This window comes from Actinosynnema sp. NPDC050801 (assembly GCF_040673975.1).
In the GTDB taxonomy this organism is placed as follows: Bacteria; Actinomycetota; Actinomycetes; order Mycobacteriales; family Pseudonocardiaceae; genus Actinosynnema.
Genome location: NZ_JBFAQZ010000022.1, coordinates 32,904 through 51,929, shown reverse-complemented (window position 1 = coordinate 51,929; position 19,026 = coordinate 32,904). Strand labels below are relative to the sequence as shown.

Sequence of the window (19,026 nt, the reverse complement as noted above, 5' to 3'; positions counted from 1 at the left end):
GCTCAGGCCGTGGCGCGGGCGTGGTTGCGCAGGGCGACCGCGGCCCGTTCCAGGCTGCCCAGCACACCCGGCGGCAGTTCGTGGTGGCGCCCCACCACCTCCTGCGCCATGACCTGCATCGGCGCCGACTCCTCGGCCTCCACCACCGCCAGCACCTTGAACGCGGTGCCCGGCGCGAACACCACCCGCTCCTGGATCACGCTGCCGAACGAGTCGACCACCGACACCCGCCGCCCGGTCGCCGACCAGAGCAGGAACTCCACCCGCCCGTCGACCGGCACCGAAGGCCCGGCCACGGTGTTGAGCAGACCGTGTTCGACCAGCACGTCACCCGTGCGGAACCGGCGCGGCTCGCCCCAGCACACCGTCACGCCCTGGTGCGTCGGCAGCCGGCGCAGACCCGACACCACCGCCGCCGCGTACGGCCACAGCCGACCCAGCTTCCCGCTGCGCAACGCCTCGACCAGGATCTCCTCGTCGTGCCGCAGGCACGCCGACACCGCCGCGAGATCGGTCACCACCGCCTCGAACGCCTCCGGGTCGTCCGGCCGCTCCACGATGTGCCGGCACGCCACCGCCGCGTGCTCGCCGTAGCGCTCCCCGAGCATCCGGCGCAACGCGTCGCGCTCCGGCTCCGTGCTGCGGTGGTCGACCGGCACGACCTCCTCGCCCACCTGCTCGCCCCACACCGGCGCGGGGGAGTCCGCCAACGGGCCGTCCACGCTCAGCGGCACCGGCTCGTCGGCCGTCACGGGCAGCGGCGGCTCCTCGGCCACCGGCGGCCGCGGCATCGGCGCCGGGTCGCAGAACACGACCTTCAGCAGCCGCCGCACCTCCGGCTCCAGCCGCTCGACCAGCGACGCGCCCGCCACCGCGACCGCGCCCGCCGTCGTGCGACCGGGCGAGCCGACGGTCAGCCGGGCCCACTCCGGGTCCACCGGCAGGGACCGCACCTCGGGGCCGTTGTCCTCCGCGTCACGCACCCACAACCCGGACGGCACGACCTCCAGCACCACGCCACCGCCGAGGTCGAAGATGCCCGCGCCCCGCTCGACCAGGCCGGGCACCGGCACCCGGTAACCCGACACGATCGGCGGACCCGCCGGGGTGTGGCGGACCTCGGTCACGTACGGCCGCCACGTCTGCTGCCCGCGCGGGTTCACCGCCACCACCGCCGCACCGCTGCGCAGCGACCCCACCGGCAAACCCGTGTACAGCGAGATCGGCTCGCCGAGCTGGTCGGTCACCGCCTGCGCCTGGTGCTCGCCGCCGTACCAGACCAGCCGCACCCGCGACCGCGCCGCCGACGGCAGCCCGCCGAGCAGGCGGCACACCTCGTCGGTCGGGATGGGCGGCTGGCCCGGACCGCCGACCACGACGGTCAGCACGTTGTCCCGGCACGGCAGGCCCAGGACCGCCCGCGCGTCGGGCGCCTGGGGATCGAACTGCGCCCGTTGCGCGCGCAGCCACAGCCCGGCCGGGATGGGTTCGGAGATGCCGACGTCACCGGTCGGCCACGGCGTGTTCGGGTCCACCGCCTCCCAGTTCGGCACCGGGAACCGCCTGCCCATCGGCACCGGCGAGGCGCCCGGCAGGAACCGCAGCCAGCAGCCGTACCCGCCGTTGCCCGCGACGAACGCCGCGCCCGGCACCGTGGTGACCGCGCCGTCCGGCGCCACCACCTCGGCCTGCAACTGCTCGGTCAGCCACTGGGCGGGCGCGGTCGGCCGCATCGAGCCGGAGTGGGGCGTCATCAGCCGCACCGGCCCGCGGCCCTGCAACGCGGCGGCCACGGCGGGCCAGAACGAGGTCTCGTCGCCGTTGGGCGGGTCGATGACGACCACCGTGCGACCACGGTCGACCGGCAGGCCGCGAGCCAGCGCGACCGCGGCCGGACCGGCGCCGCCGGGCGGCCCGACCACCAGCGTCGCGCCCGCGAACGACGCCGAGAACTGGGCCGGCGCGGGTACGGGCGGCGCGGTCTGGACCACGGGTTCTCGCTCGACCACCGGCTCCACCTGCGGGGCACGCTCCTTCGGTGCGGCACGTCGGAACATCAAGGCGCCCGATCACCTCCAGGCACGACAGCGCGGGAACGCCAGCACTCTACGCGGATGACACCCGAACGGGGGTAGGCGCACTCCACCACGCCCGTCCACTGTGGACCGCAGAACGGCTCCCACCAGCGCACCGAACGCCACGTGGTCCGCCCACTGCGCCGCCCGCGGCAAGGCCCGGACCGCCGGGAACCGCCACCCGACCACCTCCAGGTCCACCAGCGCGACGACCGCACCGGCCACCGCGCCCGTGCGCGCGTCCAACGGCCACCGCCCGTCCACGGCCGCCAGCACGACGGTCCAGCAGGCCGACACGCCGAAGTGCGCGAGCGCGCCGCGGATCACACCCGTGCCTCCCAGCAGCGTCGCCGCCGCCCGCGTCGAACGCAGAACGTCACCACCGGTCGACACGGCGTGCACGGTCGACGGCACACCGCTCAACGCCGACGCCACCAGCCAGGCCCGCACCAGGCGTGGAACCGCAGCGCGACGGGTACGAACCCCGGAAGGTCGTCCGCACTCGTGGAGCCCCTGCTCCATTGTGATGCCATCCTTCGAACCTGTGTTCGAGCCCACTATGGCAAGATCGCGGATGACTTGCCGGAACACTTGTCCGACGGTAATCGGTGGGACCGGGAGGGACGCGGATCCCGCGCCACCCTCCTCGGTTACCGTGAACCGCTCGACGCACGCCACGACCTGGGGAGACCGACCCGGTGACCGCTGAGATCCTGTACGGGGCCGACGACCTGACCCACCTGGAGGGTCTGGAGGCGGTACGCAAGCGCCCCGGCATGTACATCGGGTCCACCGACAGCAGGGGCATCAACCACCTGTTCACCGAGGTGGTCGACAACTCCACCGACGAGGGCGTGGCCGGCCACGCCACCAAGATCGTCGTCACCCTGCACGCCGACGGCAGCGTCCAGGTCGACGACGACGGCCGCGGCATCCCCACCGGCACCCACGCCAAGTCCGGCCTGTCCGGCGTCGAACTCGTGCTCACCCGCCTGCACGCCGGCGGCAAGTTCGGCGGCTCCGGCTACAAGACCTCCGGCGGCCTGCACGGCGTCGGCGCCTCCGCCGTCAACGCCCTGTCGCACCGCTTCGACGTCGTCGTCCGGCGCGAGGGCAAGACCCACGAGATGTCGTTCGCGCACGGCGTCCCCGGCGTGTTCGACGGCCCCGGCCCCGACGCCGCCTTCACCCGCCAGTCGGGCCTGCGCGTCACCGGCCGCACCAAGCGCACCGGCACCTCCATCCGCTACTGGCACGACGCCCGCTACTTCGAGAACAGCGCCGCGCTCGACGTCGAGGCCGTCCGCACCAAGCTGCGCAACACCGCGTTCCTCGTCCCCGGCGTGACCTACGTGCTGCGCGTCGCCGCCGACGGCGGGATCGCCGAGGAGACGTTCCACTACCCCGGCGGCCTGGTCGACATGGTCGACCACCTCGCGCCCGCGAGCGAGAAACCGGTCTCCGGCACCCTGCTCATCACCGGCGACGGCATCTACCACGAGAACGCGGCCGACGAGAACGGCGTCATGCGGTCCAAGGTCGAACGCCAGGCCGAGGTCGAGATCGCGTTGCGCTGGGGCACCGGCTACGAGCGCACCGTCGAGTGCTTCACCAACACGATCCGCAACGTGCACGGCGGCACGCACCGCCGCGGCTTCGAGCGCGCCGTGCTCAAGGCGGTCCAAGACGCCATCGGCAAGACCAGGGGCCTGCTCAAGCCCAAGGAGGACCCGCCGACCCTGGACGACGTGCTGGAAGGCATGACCGCCGTCGTCCACGTCCGCATCCCCGAGCCGCAGTTCACCTCGCAGACCAAGGACGAGCTGTCCACCGCGGGCATCACCAAGGTCACGCTCGGCGTGGTCGAGAAGCACATCAAGGCCTGGACCGAGGACCGCCGCACCAAGTCCGAGGCCAAGGTCGTCCTGCAGAAGGTCGTCGACGCCGCCCGCGTCCGCCTCACCCAGAAGCACCAGAAGGACGCCGCGCGCCGCAAGACCGCCCTCGAAGGCGCCGCGATGCCCGCGAAGCTCGTCGACTGCCGAACCACCGGTGTTTCGCGAAGCGAACTTTTTCTCGTGGAAGGCGACAGCGCCCTCGGTTGTTTTACCGGCGACACCCTGGTGGCGCTGGCGTCGGGACGTGCGATGAGCTTCGCCGAACTCGCCGCCGATTGGGAACGCGGTGTCACGCACTTCGGCTACACGACCAACCGTGCCGGCCGGGTCGTGGTCGCACCGCTCGTGGAGCCCCGGCTGACCAAGCGGGACGCGCCGCTGGTGCGCGTGACGCTCGACAGCGGCGAATCGGTCCGCTGCACCCCGGACCACCTGTTCCGACTCCGCGACGGTTCCTACCGGCGGGCTGACCAGCTCCAGCCTGGTGACTCGCTGATGCCGCTGTACCGGTCGATCTCGGCCAAGGCCTCGGGCGACAAGCTCGACGGCTACGAGCGGGTCTGGATGAACGACCGCGAGGAGTGGGTCTACACGCACTACCTCGCCGACGCGCACAACCTCCGCCACGGCCACGACAGCGCCGACAACGGCACCGTCCGTCACCACGTGGACGTCGACAAGCGGAACAACGACCCGCGCAACCTCCGCCGGATGACGTGGGACGACCACGCCGCACTGCACGCCGCGATGATGGGGGAGCACGTCCACGCCGGCTACCGCGCCTGGCTCGCGGAAGGCGGGCTCGAGTTCAAGTCGGCGATGTTGTCGGCGCAGTGGAAGGACCCGGACTTCCGTCAGGCCTGCCTGGCCCGGCTCGCGGCGCTGAACGCCGACCCGGAATTCCGGCGGCGGATCGAGCAGGGCTTCCAGGACTGGTACGGGTCGCTGACCGAAGGCGGGCGGGCCGAGTACGCCGAGCGGATGCGCGAGCGCCAAGCGGCGTACTGGGCACATCCCGAACACCGCGCGGCCGCGGCCGAGCGGGTTCGGCTCTTCTTCGCCGAGCCGGGTCGTCGGGCGGAGTGGAGCGAGAGGTCCAAGCGGCAGTGGGACGACGAGAACCTGTTGGCGTGGCGCTCCCGCAAGACGGTCGAACAATTCTCCGACCCTGCCGAGCGGGAACGCCAGCGGACCGCGGTAATCGCTTGGCACCAGGAGCACCCCGAATTCGGGAAAAGGCACTCGCTGCGGATGAAGCTGCGGATGCTCGACCCGGACAACGACCACCTGGCCGCGGTCCAGGCCGGGCGGCCGCGTTACGTGGAGTCGGTGCCCCGGTCGGAGCGTGTCGCCAAGCAGCGGGAAGGCAGGCGCCTGGCCGCGCTCAAGCGGCTGCGGCCGTTGCTGACGCTGACCGACGCGGAGATCTCCTCGGCGTACGAGGCAGACCGCCTGGCCAATGCCCGCACCGGCCTGAAGTTCGAGCGCCTGCTGGAGGGCTTCGACGGTGACCTGGGTCGGCTCCGCGAGGCCGCTGCCCACGTCAACCACGCGGTCGCCTCGGTCGAGCCGCTCACCGAGACGGCGGACGTCTACGACCTGACGGTCGACGGCTATCACAACTTCGCGCTCGAAGCAGGCGTCTTCGTGCACAACAGCGCGCGCATGGCGCGCGTCTCGGAGTACCAGGCCCTGCTCCCGCTGCGCGGCAAGATCCTCAACGTGCAGAAGGCCAGCCTCGCCGACACGCTGCGCAACGCCGAGATCGCCAGCATCGTGCAGGTCCTCGGCGCCGGCACCGGCCGGACGTTCGACCTGACCACGATGCGCTACGGCCGGGTCATCCTGATGGCCGACGCGGACGTCGACGGCTCGCACATCCGGACCCTGCTGATCACCCTGTTCGCCAAGTACATGCGACCGGTGATCGAGGACGGCCGCCTCTACGCCGCCATGCCACCGCTGCACAAGGTCATGACCAAGGGCCGCAACGCCGAGACCCACTTCACCTTCAGCCAGCGCGAGATGGAGCAGAAGGTCGCCAGGCTGGAGAAGGCCGGCAAGACCGTGGTCAAGCCGGTACCCCGGTTCAAGGGCCTCGGCGAGATGGACGCGGACGAGCTGTGGGAGACCACGATGAACCCCGCCACCCGCTCCGTGCGCCGCATCACCATGCACGACGCGGAGGCCGCGGAAGCCGCGCTGGAACTGCTGATGGGCGAGAAGGTCGAGCCGCGCCGCGCGTGGCTCGTCGAGTCGTCCGCCCGCGTCGACCAGTCCGCCATCGACATCTGACACGCCTGACACACGAGGGAACGACCGACCATGGCACGCCGCAAGACCCCCACGACCAGGGTCGACCCGTCCGCCTTCGACCGCGCGGGCGCCCAGGTCTTCGACAACTCGCTGACCACCGAGATCGAGGACTCCTACCTGGAGTACGCGTACTCGGTGATCCACTCCCGCGCCCTGCCCGACGCGCGGGACGGCCTCAAGCCGGTGCACCGCCGGATCCTGTTCTCGATGAACGAGCAGGGCTACCGGCCCACCAGCGCCTACGTGAAGTCCTCCCGCGTGGTCGGCGACTGCTTCGTGCGCGGCGCGCTCGTCTCGACGCCGCGAGGCCTGCGGCCGATCGAGGACATCGAGGTCGGCGACCTCGTCCTGGACGGGCGGGGCGAGCCGGTCGAGGTGCGCGAGGTCTACCGGAACCCGGTGTCGGAACTCGTCCGCGTCACCTGGTCCGACGGCCACTCGATGCTCGTCACCCCGGGCCAGCGGTTCCGCACCGGCGTCGACCCGCACAGCTGGACCGACGCCGACTGGACCGCCGCACGCGACCTCACCGGCGCCCGCACGGTCGGCCTCGGCCCCGAACGGCACGCCAACCTGCTCGCCGACGGCGACGCGACCGGATTCGTGCTCGGCCTGCTCGCCGCCTCCGGTGACGTGCTCGCCGACGGCCGGGTGCGCCTGGAGCTGTCGGACGCCGAGGCCGTCGACACCGCGCACGGCTGGGCCATCGCGCACGACATCACCGCCTCCCGCGAGAAGGACGGCGACCGGCTCACCCTCACCTTCGCACGCCACCCCGGCCTCGAAGCCGCGGCGACCGGCCGGCTGGACGCCGTGCTGCGCGACCGGTCGACGTGGACGCCGTTCCTCGCGGGCCTGTTCACGGCCGCCGGTGGCGTGCGCGACGGTCGCGACGTCGTGCTGCCCGGCGGCGACGCCGAGTACGCCGTGCTCGCCGACGCCGGCATCCGCACCCGCCGTGACGCGACGACCCTGACCATCACCGGCCGTGACGCCGCCGCGCTCGCCGTGGCGCTGCTGCGCTGGACCGGCGTCGGCCCGCGCCAGGACGGCCTGGTCCAGGTGATCCGCGCCGCCAGGCACGCCGCCGACGAGCCGTTCCCACACGTCGTGTCCGTCGAACCGGCCGCACCGGACACCACCTACGACATCCAGGTCGCGAGCCCCGAGCACGCGTTCGTCGTCAGCGGTTTCGTGGTGCACAACTGCATGGGCAAGTACCACCCCCACGGCGACACCGCGATCTACGACGCGATGGTCCGCCTGGCCCAGGACTTCTCCCTCAACACCCCGCTGGTCGACGGGCACGGGAATTTTGGATCTCCGGACGACGGACCGGCAGCCTCGCGTTACACGGAAGCACGGATGTCGCCCGCCGCCATGTTGTTGGTCGGCGAGTTGGACGAGGACACGGTCGACTTCCGGCCCAACTACGACGGGTCGTTGCAGGAGCCGTCGGTGTTGCCGGCGGCGTTCCCGAACCTGCTGGTCAACGGCACGTCGGGGATCGCGGTCGGGATGGCGACGAACATGATCCCGCACAACCTGGGCGAGGTCGTGGCGGCGGCGCGGCACCTGGTGACGCACCCGGACGCGACGCTGGACGAGCTGATGGGGTTCATCCCGGGCCCGGACCTGCCGACCGGTGGTGTGCTGCTCGGGTTGGACGAGGTGCGCAAGGCCTACGAGACCGGGCGCGGCGTGGTGCGGATGCGGGCCAAGGTGGAGACCGGGTTGCTGGAGGGCAGCCGCGGTCGGCAGGCGATCACGGTCACCGAGCTGCCCTACGGCGTCGGGCCGGAGAAGATCATCGAGAAGATCACCGACGAGGTGACGAAGTCCAAGCGGTTGACCGGGATCTCCGACGTCAAGGACCTGACCGACCGCGAGAACGGCACCCGCGTGGTGATCGAGTGCAAGGTCGGGGTGAACCCGCAGGCGCTGCTGGCCGACCTGTACCGGCTCACGCCGATGGAGCAGTCGTTCGGCATCAACAACCTGGTGCTGGTGGAGGGCCAGCCGCGGACGTTGGGGCTCAAGGCGCTGCTGGAGGTGTTCCTCAAGCACCGCTACGAGGTGGTCACGCGGCGCACCCGGTACCGGCGGCGCAAGCGCGAGGACCGGCTGCACCTGGTCGAGGGCCTGCTCAAGGCACTGCTGGACATCGACAAGGTGATCAAGCTCATCCGGGGAAGCGAGAACGCCGCGGCCGCGAAGGAGGGCTTGATGGCGACGTTCAAGCTCTCCGAGATCCAGGCGACCTACATCCTGGACACGCCGTTGCGCCGGTTGACCCGCTACGACTCGTTGGAGCTGGAGGCGGAGCAGGAGAAGCTGCGCAACGAGATCGCCGAGCTGAGCAAGATCCTGGACGACCCGGCCGTGCTGAAGAAGGTCGTGTCCACCGAGCTGGGGAAGGTGGCCAAGGACCTCCAGCAGGAGCGCCGGACCGTGCTGCTCGACGGTGACCTGAAGGAGGTGCTGGCGGCGTCGAAGCCGGCCGGGCCGCTGGAGGTCGCCGACGACCCGTGCCAGGTGATCCTGTCCGCGACGGGGTTGGTGGCGCGGACGGCGGCCGAGTCGGAGGAGTCGTCGGAGGCGCGTCGGCGCAACGGTCGGATCAAGCACGACGCGGTGGCGGCGACCGTGCACACGACCGCGCGTGGTCAGGTGCTGCTGGTGACGAACCGGGGGCGGGCGTTCAAGACGGACGTGTTGCCGCTGCCGGTGTTGCCGGAGCAGAGCGGCACGGTGTCGTTGAGCGGTGGCATGGCGGCCGGTGAGCTGGTCGACCTGCAGGCGGGTGAGCGGGTCGTGGGCATCGCGCCGTTGACCGACACCGAGTCGCCGGGGCTGGCGCTGGGCACGAGGTCGGGCACGGTGAAGGTGTGCGCGCCGGAGTGGCCGGTGCGGTCGGACGAGTTCGAGGTGATCACCCTCAAGGAGGGTGACGAGGTGGTCGGTGCGACCTGGTTGGCAGATGCCGAGCAGACGCTGGTGTTCGTGACGTCGGACGCGTCGCTGTTGCGGTACTCGGCGTCGCTGGTGCGGCCGCAGGGTCTGCGCGGCGGTGGCATGGCGGGTATCAACGTGGGGTCGGACGCGCGGGTGGTGTTCTTCGCCGCGGTGCGCACGGACGATGACGAGCACGGTGAGCCGATGGTGGTCACGTCGACGGGGCAGAGCGTGAAGGTGACGCCGTTCTCCGCGTACCCGGCGAAGGGGCGGGCGACGGGTGGTGTGCGGGCGCACCGGTTCCTCAAGGGCGAGACGGCGTTGGCGTTGGCCTGGGTCGGGCCGCGGCCCGCGGGTGCGGCGGACAACGGTGCGCCGGTCGAGTTGCCCGCGCCGGACGAGCGCCGGGACGGTTCGGGTCACGCGCATCCCGGTCCGGACGTGGTGGGGCACCTGATCGAACGCGACTGACAATCGTTTTCGATAGGCTCGGTGGTGTGACGACACGACTGAGCTTCGCCGACGCCGAGGAACTGCGGCGCGGTTGGGATGTGCGGCAGGAACCGTTCCTGCCGCACCGGGACGAGGCGTTCGCCGTGCTGGCGGCCGTCGCCGGCGGACGTCGGGCGCTCGACCTGGCGGGCGGCACCGGGTCGATCGCGGCCCGGCTGGTCGACGCCGAGGTGACGGTGCTCGACGTCGACCCGGTGCTGCTGGCGATCGCCCGTGCCGCGCTGGGTGACCGGGTCGCCGTGGTGGCGGCCGACCTGGGCGCGCCGGGGTGGGGCGCCGGGATGGAGTTCGACGCCGTGGTGGCCGGGACCGCGCTGCACTGCTTCGGCCCGGACCGGCTGCGGGCGCTGTACGGGGAGGTCCACGACGTGCTCGCGCCGGGTGGCGTGTTCGCCAACGCCGACCGGATGCCCGAGGTGCGGCCGGTCGCGTCGGGTGGGGAGGGCATGGCGGGGTGGCACGAGTGGTGGGCAAGGGCGCTGGCGCACCCGGCGTTGGCCGAGGCCGCCCGGGACCGGGTGGACGGCGAGTCCGCCGACTTCTACCCGCCCGCGTCCTGGCACCTGGAAGCGCTGCGCGCGGCCGGGTTCGGTGACGTCGAGGTGCGGTGGCGGCGTGACGACACCGTGGTCGTGGTCGGGCGTCGGCTGGGTTGACCGGCGACCGGCAGTCACCACGGGCTTGACGTTGGTCCTGGGAGGCCTGCACACGAACCTCCACGCGTACCGCACCTTCCCCGATCCCGGCCCGTTGAGCGTGACCTCGACGTCCTGGCCGTACCTGGTCGCGGCGCTCGTCACGCTGCTGTTCGCCTGGTAGCCCGCGCCGGCGTCAGCGTTCCCGCCGTCCGCCCTGGAACACCGGGCCGTAGCGCTCCAGGTTGGCGTTGGGGTGCAGGATCGCGTGCAGGTTCAGCGCGTGCGCGTCCCGCTGGACGCGGTGCGACGCCGGTCCGATCCCGCCGAGGACGTCGACCGCGTCCCGGGCCCGCAGGCAGGCCTCGCCCAGGTCGCGGCGCACGCCGGCGCGGTCCTCCGGCGTCCACTCCTCGCCGCCGGCGGCCTTGAGGTCGACCACGGCGGCGGTGCGGCGGGCGTGGAACTCGGCCTCGTCGGCCAGCACCGTCGCCTCCCTGAGCGCGGCCGCCGACGCCGACCCGCGTGCCGCGTCCACCGCCGCCCGCGCCAGTCCGGCGGCGGGAGCGCTTACCGCGGCGCAGGCGGCGGGCATGAACGGCGCGCGGAACATCGGGGCGGCCGCGTCCGGGTGCGCCCGCAGCACGGGCGCCAGGCGCAGCACCCGCTCCGCCGGCACGAACAGGTCCTTCGCCACCGTGGTCACGCTGCCGGTCGCGCGCAGGCCGGTGGTGTGCCAGTCGTCCACGACCTCCAGGTCGACCGACGGGATGGCCAACGCCACCGGCACGCGGTCCGGTGTCAGGATCGCGGCGTTGGTGGTCCAGTGGCTCTGCGACGCGCCCGTGGTGAACGCCCACCGCCCGTTGACCAGCACGCCGCCGCCGACCGGCTCGGCCGTCGCGGTGGGGCTGAGGATGCCGGTGACCCGCACGTCCGGTTTGGCGAAGACGTCCTGCCGCACGCCGTCCGGGAACTGGCCGACCACCCACGTGGACGTCGCCCACACCGCCGCCGTCCAGGCCGCCGACCCGTCACCGCGGGCCAGTTCGGCGATCACCTCGACCACCGTGGCCAGATCCGCCTCGTGCCCCCCGTGCTCGGCGGGCACCCGCAGGCGCAGCACACCCGCGTGGGCCATCGCCTCCAGGACACCCTCGTGCAGCCTGCGATGCTCGTCACCCCAGGCCGCGTGGGCGCGCAGGACCGGGACGATCTCCGCGGCGCGCCGGACCAGCTCGTGCTGCACCCTGCCGTGCCTCCCCCATCGGTGACGCGTGCCACTCACCTTGGCGTGCTCCGCGCCACCGGACAACACCGGAATACCCGGTGATCCGGTACCGTTGTGCCGAGTAGTTGAAAGCGCAACTACCAGATCGAGGAGTGGCCATGCAGTTCGGTGTCTTCACCGTCGGCGACGTGACGCCCGACCCCACCACGGGGCGGACGCCGACCGAGGCCGAGCGCATCAAGGCCATGGTCGCCATCGCGCTCAAGGCCGAAGAGGTCGGCCTGGACGTGTTCGCGACCGGCGAGCACCACAACCCGCCGTTCGTGCCGTCGTCGCCGACGACCATGCTCGGCTACGTCGCGGCGCGCACCGAGCGGCTGATCCTGTCCACCGCCACCACGCTGATCACCACCAACGACCCGGTGAAGATCGCCGAGGACTACGCCATGCTCCAGCACCTGGCCGACGGCCGGGTCGACCTGATCATGGGCCGCGGCAACACCGGCCCGGTGTACCCGTGGTTCGGCAAGGACATCCGCGACGGCATCGACCTGGCCATCGAGAACTACGCCCTGCTGCACAAGCTGTGGCGGGAGGACGTGGTGGACTGGGAGGGCAAGCACCGCACGCCGCTGCAGTCGTTCACCTCCACCCCGCGCCCGCTCGACGACGTGCCGCCGTTCGTCTGGCACGGCTCGATCCGCAGCCCGCAGATCGCCGAGCAGGCCGCGTACTACGGCGACGGCTTCTTCGCCAACCACATCTTCTGGCCCAAGGAGCACTTCCAGCGGCTGATCGGCTTCTACCGCGAGCGCTTCGAGCACTACGGCCACGGCGCCGCGCACCAGGCGATCGTCGGGCTCGGCGGCCAGGTGTTCATGCGCCGCAACTCGCAGGACGCGGTCCGCGAGTTCCGGCCGTACTTCGACAACGCCCCGGTGTACGGGCACGGCCCGTCGCTGGAGGAGTTCACCGAGCAGACGCCGCTGACCGTCGGCAGCCCGCAGGAGGTCATCGACAAGACGCTGACCTTCCGCGAGCACTTCGGCGACTACCAGCGCCAGCTGTTCCTGATGGACCACGCGGGCCTGCCGCTGAAGACCGTGCTGGAGCAACTGGACCTCCTCGGCGAGATCGTGCCGACGCTGCGCCGCGAGTTCGCGGTCGGCCGCCCGGCCGACGTGCCCGACGCGCCCACCCACTCCTCGATGCTCAAGGCCGCCGCCGAAGGGGTGAACAGCCGATGACCGCGCTCGCGGTCGTGCAGGCCGGGCTCGGCACGCCGTCGTCGACCCAACTGCTGGCGACGCGGCTGGCCGAGGCCACCGAACGGCTCGTGCCCGGCCTGGAGGTGCGCACGGTGCACGTCCGGGACGTGGCGCGCGACGTCGCGGACAACCTCGTCACCGGGTTCCCGAGCGCGCGGCTGCGCGAGGTGGTGGAGTCGGTGGTCGGCGCGGACGCGGTGATCGCCGTGACGCCGACGTTCAACGCGTCCTACAGCGGGCTGTTCAAGTCGTTCGTGGACGTGCTGGAGCCGTCGTCGCTGGCGGGCAAGCCGGTGCTGATCGGTGCGACCGGCGGCACCGAGCGCCACTCGCTGGTCCTCGACCACGCGCTGCGCCCGCTGTTCGCCTACCTGCGGGCGGTCGTGGTGCCGACCGGCGTGTACGCCGCGTCGTCCGACTGGGGCGCGCAGGGGTTGCCCGGCCGCATCGACCGGGCCGCGGGCGAGCTGGCCGACCTGCTCGCCGGGCGGGCGCCGGCCGAGCGGGTCGACCACGGGTTCGTGCCGTTCGACCAGCTCCTCGCCGGCCGGTGAGCGACGGCGGAAATGGACCTGACCGGCGGTCGCACGCCGAATAGGGTTCGGTCCATGTCCGCCTCGCCGCAGCTCGCGGTGCGCAACGCCGCCGTCCTGACGACCGAGCTCGCCCGCGCCCGCGGGCACGACCTGATCACCCGCCCGGGGTTCCTCGCGATCAGCGGGCCGACCCTGCTGCGGGTGCTCGCGGTGCGCCCGGACCCGGACCCGGACGACTTCGCCGAACTGGAGCTGCTGGTCAAGCGCGCCGAGGCACGCGTGGTGGTCGAGGACTCGTTCGGCACGATCGACGGCGCGGCGCTCGGGCTCACCGCGCGGCACCTGCCCGTGATGATCCGGCCGCACGAGCCCGTGCCGCCGCCCGAGGTGCGGATCACGCCCGTGCGCACGACCGACGAGTGGGCGGTGGCCGAGCAGGTCGTGGTCGACGGCTTCCCGATGCCGGGCTTCCCGACCGGCAACGGGCTGCCCGTGGCGCTGATGGACCGGGACGGCTTCCGGATGCACAAGGCGTGGCTCGACGACTCGGTGGTCGGGGCCTGCCTGACCGTCGAGGACGCCGACTCGGTCGGCGTGTACTGGGTGACCACCCTGCCCGCGCACCGCTCACGGGGCGTCGGCCGCGCCCTGATGCACGCGGTCATCAACGAGTTCCCGCTGCCCATGACGCTCACCGCGGCCAAGCCGGGTCGGCCCCTGTACGAGTCGCTGGGCTTCTCCGCGGTGACCCAGGCGACCTGGTGGTCGAACGCCGACTGACCGCTCGGCGCGTGCCGGCACCCCGACGTGGTGCGGCACCCGGTCGGCGAGCGCGCACAGGCTCCCGGACCCGCCGGAGTGCGGCCGGGCAACCCGCGATTCCGCCGGCATCCTTCCCGCCCCGAGCCGTTACCTTGGAAGGATGACCGCAGAGTCGGGGCAGCGGTCCCGGCTGGCCGCGGTGGACAACCTGAAGGTGCTGCTCGTCGCCTGGGTGATCGGCGGGCACGCTCTCCTCGGGTACTCGGCGGTGGGCGGGTGGCCGTACGACGAGGTCAACGAGGTCACCTTCGAACCACACGTCGAGGTGGTGCTCGCGGCCGTCCTCGGACCGTCCGGCCTCTTCCTGATGGGCACCTTCTACCTGCTGTCCGGCCTGTTCGTGCCGGAGTCGGTGGCACGCAAGGGCGCCGTCCGGTTCGTCGTGGACCGACTCGTGCGCCTGGGCATCCCGTTCGCGCTCTCGGTCCTGCTGGTGTGGCCGCTGACGCTGTGGGTGGCCTACCGCGCCGCCGGGCACGACGTCACGCCGTGGTGGGTCTTCACCCACCGCGACCCGCTGCTGGACTCCGGCTCGCTGTGGTTCGTCGAGATCCTGCTGCTGTTCTCGATCGCCTACGCGCTGTTCGGCAGGCCGCGCGCGACTCCGGTCACGCTCACCGGCGGCCACCTGGTGGCCGTCACCGCCGGTGTCGTGGTGAGCACGTTCGCCGTGCGGCTGTGGTTCCCGGCGCGCAGCGGCCAGATCGGAGACCTGCACGTCTGGTGGTGGCCGCAGCTGATCGCCATGTTCGGGGTGGGGATCGTGGGTGCGCGCTCCGGCCTCGCCCGGCGCGTGCCGGAACGGATGTGGCGCGGCAGCCGGGTGGTCGCGGCGCTGACCGTCGTGTCCGTGCCGGTCGTCACGGTCGCCGTGGGCGTGTCGGACCTCGCCGGTCAGGCGGGACCGTTCCTCGGCGGCTGGCGGTGGCAGGCGCTGGTGTTCGCGGTCGTGGAAGCGGTGCTCGTGGTCGGCGGTTCGGTGTGGCTGCTCGGCCTGGCGCAACGGCGGCTGACCCGCACCGGTCCGCTCGCCACCGCGCTGGCACGCGGCGCGTTCGCCGCGTTCTTCATCCAGGGGCCGGTGCTCATCGTGCTCGCCGTGGCGGCCCGACCCCTGCCGTTCCCGGCCGAGGTGAAAGCGTTCCTGGTCGCCGCGGCCGCGATCGCGGTGTCGTTCACGGCCGGTTGGGCGTTGACCACGAGAACGCGCGCGGGCCGTTTTTTCTGATTGGCCGACCGGCCGCCCGCAATCGGCAACAATGGCCTCGGGTGAATACCCGGTTGAATGCGCCGGCGTCGTGTGCTCACGTAGTGGGAAGCCCGGACGGGTGACGTCCGGCACGACACCTGGCGGTTTCCACACCGTGGGACACCTGGGCATACCCGGAACGGGGACGGGCCGCTCGATGTGGGAGACTCCCGGCCATGGCTCCTCTTCGCTTCGCCCTGCCCAACAAGGGCTCGTTGAGTGCTCCCGCGGCCCAAATGCTGGCCGAAGCGGGTTACCGGGTGAACAGGTCCGGCCGTGAGCTGATCGTGGCGGACCCGGCAAATGATGTGCAGTTCTTTTTCCTGCGGCCCCGCGACATCGCGGTGTACGTGGGGGAGGGGTCGTTGGACGTCGGCATCACCGGTCGTGACTTGCTGCTCGATTCCACCGTGTCCGCGAAGGAAATCCTGCCGCTCGGCTTCGGCCGGGCGTCGTTCTACTTCGCGTCCAAGCCCGGCGGCATCCACGACGCCGCCGGCCTGGAGGGCAAGCGGATCGCGACCAGCTACCCGAACCTGGTCGAGCACCACCTGGCCGACCTCGGCATCAAGGCGCACCTCGTCCGGCTCGACGGCGCGGTGGAGACCGCCGTGGAGCTCGGCGTGGCCGACGCGATCGCCGACGTCGTGGAGACCGGCATCACGCTGAAGACCTCCGGCCTGGAGACGTTCGGCTCGCCGATCCTCAAGTCCGAGGCCGTGCTGATCCAGGGCGACACCGTGGCCGACGCGCCGGACGCGGTGCGCGCGGTCGAGATCCTGCACCGCAGGCTGCAGGGCGTGCTGATCGCCCGCCGCTACGTGATCCTCGACTTCGACTGCCCGGTCGAGGCGCAGGAGGAGGCGTTCAAGCTGGTGCCCGGCATCGAGTCGCCCACCGTCTCGCCGCTGGCCCGCGAGGGCTGGGTGGCCGTCCGCTCCCTCGTGCCGCGCGACGACGCCCCGTTCATCATGGACGAGCTGTGGCGCGTGGGCGCCCGCGCGATCCTGGTCAGCTCCCTGGACACCTGCCGCATCTAGCACCAGCTCACCCGGACTCCACGTTTCCGCACGTCACAGCGTGTGGAGGCGTGGAGTTCGGCTATCTGGCGTGCTGCCAGATCCCGTCTGGCGGGCCGTCTCGCGCCTCCTTGGTGAGAGGAGGTGGCACATGCAGCCGCTGCACATCGCCGTGATCGTCGGCAGCACCCGTGAGGGACGCGTCGGCGACGGCGTCGGCCGGTGGGTCGCCGAGGTCGCCGCACAGCGCGCGGACGTCGAACCGGTCGTGCTCGACCTGGCCGACTACGACTTCCCGCCGTGCTACCCGGGGCAGCCGACGCCCGAGATCCGGCGGTTCACCGGGCAGGTGGCCGACGCGGACGGGTTCGTCGTCGTCACCCCCGAGTACAACCGCAGCTTCCCGGCCTCCCTCAAGCAGGCCATCGACTACGCCTACGACGAGTGGCACGCCAAGCCCGTCGGGTTCGTGTCCTACGGCTACCGCTCCGAGGGCTTCCACGCGGTCGAGCACCTCCGCTCAGTTTTCACCGAGTTGCACGTCATGACAGTGCGCACGAACGTCGGCGTGAACCTGCTCGTCGACGAACCGCTCGACACCGAGCACCGCCGCCGCGCCGCGGACGCGATGTTCGACCAGCTCACCTGGTGGGCGTCGGCCCTGAAAGATGCCCGCACCCGACGCCCGTACGTCTCCTAGTGAAAGGGAAACCATGAACGCCATCGAAACGTCGGGCCTGGTCAAGGTCTTCGGCGACACCCGAGCGGTGGACGGCGTCGACCTGACCGTGCCCGCCGGGACGGTGTACGGCCTGCTCGGCCCGAACGGCGCGGGCAAGACGACGACGGTCCGCATGCTCGCCACGCTGCTACGACCGGACGACGGGGAGGCGCGGGTGTTCGGTCACGACGTGCGCGCCGACCCGAACGCGGTGCGCCGACTGGTCAGCCTCACCGGGCAGTACGCCTCGGTGGACGAGGACCTGACCGGCACCGAGAACCTGATCCTGCTGGGCAGGCTGCTGGGGCACAGCCGTGCGCACGCCCGTGCCCGGGCCGGGCAGCTGCTGGAGGCGTTCGGGCTCACCGACGCGGCCGCCAAGCAGGTCAAGCACTACTCGGGCGGCATGCGCCGCCGGCTCGACATCGCGGCCAGCATCCTCAACACCCCGAAGCTGCTGTTCCTGGACGAGCCGACCACCGGCCTCGACCCGCGCAGCCGCAACCAGGTGTGGGACATCATCCGCGCGGTCGTCGCGCACGGCACCACAGTGCTGCTGACCACGCAGTACCTGGACGAGGCCGACCAGCTCGCCTCCCGCATCGCGGTGATCGACCGCGGCAAGGTCATCGCCGAGGGCACCAAGGGCGAGCTGAAGGCGTCGGTCGGTGTCGGCGCGGTGCACCTGCGGCTGCGTGACGCCGACCAGCGGCCGCTGGCGCAGCAGGTGCTGGCCGGCGCGCTGGAGGCGGACGTGCAGCTGGACTCCGACCCGGTGGCGCTGACCGCGCGGCTGTCCGGCCGGGCCACCGAGCAGGCCGCCGAGGCGCTGGCCCAGCTCGCCCGCGAGGGCATCACCGTCGACACGTTCTCCCTCGGCCAGCCCAGCCTGGACGAGGTCTTCCTGGCCCTCACCGACAAGAAGGAGGCGGCGGCGTGACCGTCACCAAGGAAGTCGAACTCCTGCCCGCGCCCAAGGCGGAGGACTTGGCGGCGGTGCTGCTGGAGACCGAGCAGCCGCGCCAACCGACCGCGCTGTCGGCGTCGCTCACGTTCGGCTGGCGTGCCGTGCTCAAGATCAAGCACGTGCCGGAGCAGCTGTTCGACGTGACCGCGTTCCCGATCATGATGATCCTGATGTTCACCTACCTGTTCGGCGGTGCGCTGGCCGGGTCGCCGGGGGAGTACATCCAGTACCTGCTGCCCGGCATCACGGTGACCAGCGTCGTGATGATCACCATGTACACCGGTGTCGCGGTGAACACCGACATCGAGAAGGGCGTCTTCGACCGGTTCCGCACGCTGCCGATCTGGCGGCCCGCGCCGATGGTCGGGTACATCCTGGGCGACCTGCTGCGGTACGTGCTGGCGTCGTTCACCATCATGGTCGTCGGCCTGATCCTCGGCTTCCGGCCCGGGGGCGGGTTCGTCGGGGTCGTGCTCGGCGTGGCGCTGCTGGTGGCGTTCTCGTTCGCGTTCTCGTGGATCTGGACGATGTTCGGCCTGCTGCTGCGCAGCGAGAAGTCCGTGATGGGGACGAGCATGCTGGTGCTGTTCCCGCTGACCTTCCTGTCGAACGTCTACGTCATGCCGACCACGATGCCCGGCTGGTTGCAGGCGTTCGTCAACGTCAACCCGATCACCAAGCTGGTCGACGCGGTGCGCGCGCTGATGGCGGGCGGCTTCGACGCGGACGCGATGACGTGGACGCTCGGCTACGGCGTCGTGTTCACCGCCGTGTTCGGCGCCTGGACGATGCGGTTGTACAACCGGAAGTGACCCGACGGG

Annotated in this window: 15 protein-coding genes; 12 read left to right on the top strand and 3 right to left on the bottom strand. The window is 71.7% G+C overall.

Going from position 1 to position 19,026, the window contains the following annotated elements; all coding sequences use genetic code 11:
* Positions 1-2 precede the first annotated feature (2 nt).
* On the bottom strand, positions 3-2,009 hold the full coding sequence (locus AB0K14_RS33675) for a hypothetical protein (RefSeq protein ID WP_360463222.1): 2,007 nt from the start codon (positions 2,007-2,009) through the stop codon (positions 3-5).
* Positions 2,010-2,069: 60 nt separating this feature from the next.
* A complete protein-coding gene (locus tag AB0K14_RS33670; RefSeq protein ID WP_360463225.1) occupies positions 2,070-2,525 on the bottom strand; it encodes a hypothetical protein in 456 nt (151 codons plus the stop codon).
* Positions 2,526-2,773: 248 nt separating this feature from the next.
* Between AB0K14_RS33670 and AB0K14_RS33665 the strand changes: the two genes are divergently transcribed.
* From AB0K14_RS33665 to AB0K14_RS33650, 4 genes are read left to right on the top strand one after another with little or no spacing between them, the layout of a single operon-like run.
* The gene (locus AB0K14_RS33665; protein ID WP_360463228.1) at positions 2,774-6,268 is read left to right on the top strand and encodes an ATP-binding protein; all 3,495 of its coding nucleotides are present in this window, start codon (positions 2,774-2,776) and stop codon (positions 6,266-6,268) included.
* A gap of 30 nt (positions 6,269-6,298) precedes the next feature.
* Entirely contained in the window at positions 6,299-9,715 is a 3,417-nt protein-coding gene (locus tag AB0K14_RS33660) for a DNA topoisomerase (ATP-hydrolyzing) (RefSeq protein WP_360463230.1), read from the top strand.
* A gap of 26 nt (positions 9,716-9,741) precedes the next feature.
* A complete protein-coding gene (locus AB0K14_RS33655; protein WP_360463233.1) occupies positions 9,742-10,413 on the top strand; it encodes a class I SAM-dependent methyltransferase in 672 nt (223 codons plus the stop codon).
* A 25-nt stretch (positions 10,414-10,438) separates the two neighbouring features.
* Positions 10,439-10,576 (top strand): hypothetical protein, encoded by a 138-nt coding sequence (locus AB0K14_RS33650; RefSeq protein ID WP_360463236.1) that lies wholly within the window; start codon positions 10,439-10,441, stop codon positions 10,574-10,576.
* A gap of 12 nt (positions 10,577-10,588) precedes the next feature.
* On the opposite strand, the gene AB0K14_RS33645 is transcribed toward AB0K14_RS33650, so the two are convergent.
* Positions 10,589-11,641 carry an acyl-CoA dehydrogenase family protein gene (locus AB0K14_RS33645; RefSeq protein ID WP_360463239.1) on the bottom strand — a complete coding sequence of 351 codons (1,053 nt, stop codon included), beginning with the start codon at positions 11,639-11,641 and terminating at the stop codon, positions 10,589-10,591.
* Positions 11,642-11,781: 140 nt separating this feature from the next.
* On the opposite strand from AB0K14_RS33645, the gene AB0K14_RS33640 reads away from it, so the two are divergent.
* The 8 genes from AB0K14_RS33640 (at position 11,782) to AB0K14_RS33605 (ending at position 19,017) form a co-directional block, all read left to right on the top strand.
* Positions 11,782-12,870, top strand: a complete 1,089-nt coding sequence (locus AB0K14_RS33640; RefSeq protein ID WP_360463241.1) for an LLM class flavin-dependent oxidoreductase — start codon at positions 11,782-11,784, stop codon at positions 12,868-12,870.
* Positions 12,867-13,445 carry an FMN reductase gene (locus AB0K14_RS33635; RefSeq protein WP_360463244.1) on the top strand — a complete coding sequence of 193 codons (579 nt, stop codon included), beginning with the start codon at positions 12,867-12,869 and terminating at the stop codon, positions 13,443-13,445. Before AB0K14_RS33640 ends, AB0K14_RS33635 begins: the two co-directional genes overlap by 4 nt.
* A 54-nt stretch (positions 13,446-13,499) precedes the next feature.
* Entirely contained in the window at positions 13,500-14,207 is a 708-nt protein-coding gene (locus AB0K14_RS33630; protein WP_360463247.1) for a GNAT family N-acetyltransferase, read from the top strand.
* A 142-nt stretch (positions 14,208-14,349) separates the two neighbouring features.
* Complete coding sequence (locus AB0K14_RS33625; protein ID WP_360463249.1) at positions 14,350-15,477, top strand: acyltransferase; 1,128 nt, start codon at positions 14,350-14,352, stop codon at positions 15,475-15,477.
* A gap of 197 nt (positions 15,478-15,674) precedes the next feature.
* Positions 15,675-16,538, top strand: coding sequence for an ATP phosphoribosyltransferase (gene hisG / locus AB0K14_RS33620; RefSeq protein WP_360463252.1), 864 nt, complete (start codon positions 15,675-15,677; stop codon positions 16,536-16,538).
* Between the two features lie 130 nt (positions 16,539-16,668).
* A complete protein-coding gene (locus tag AB0K14_RS33615) occupies positions 16,669-17,217 on the top strand; it encodes an NAD(P)H-dependent oxidoreductase (protein WP_360463254.1) in 549 nt (182 codons plus the stop codon).
* Positions 17,218-17,230: 13 nt separating this feature from the next.
* On the top strand, positions 17,231-18,178 hold the full coding sequence (locus AB0K14_RS33610; protein ID WP_360463257.1) for an ATP-binding cassette domain-containing protein: 948 nt from the start codon (positions 17,231-17,233) through the stop codon (positions 18,176-18,178).
* Positions 18,175-19,017: an ABC transporter permease gene (locus tag AB0K14_RS33605; RefSeq protein ID WP_360463260.1), complete on the top strand. Its 843-nt coding sequence runs from the start codon at positions 18,175-18,177 to the stop codon at positions 19,015-19,017. The genes AB0K14_RS33610 and AB0K14_RS33605 overlap by 4 nt, the downstream gene beginning before the upstream one ends.
* Positions 19,018-19,026: the final 9 nt, after the last annotated feature.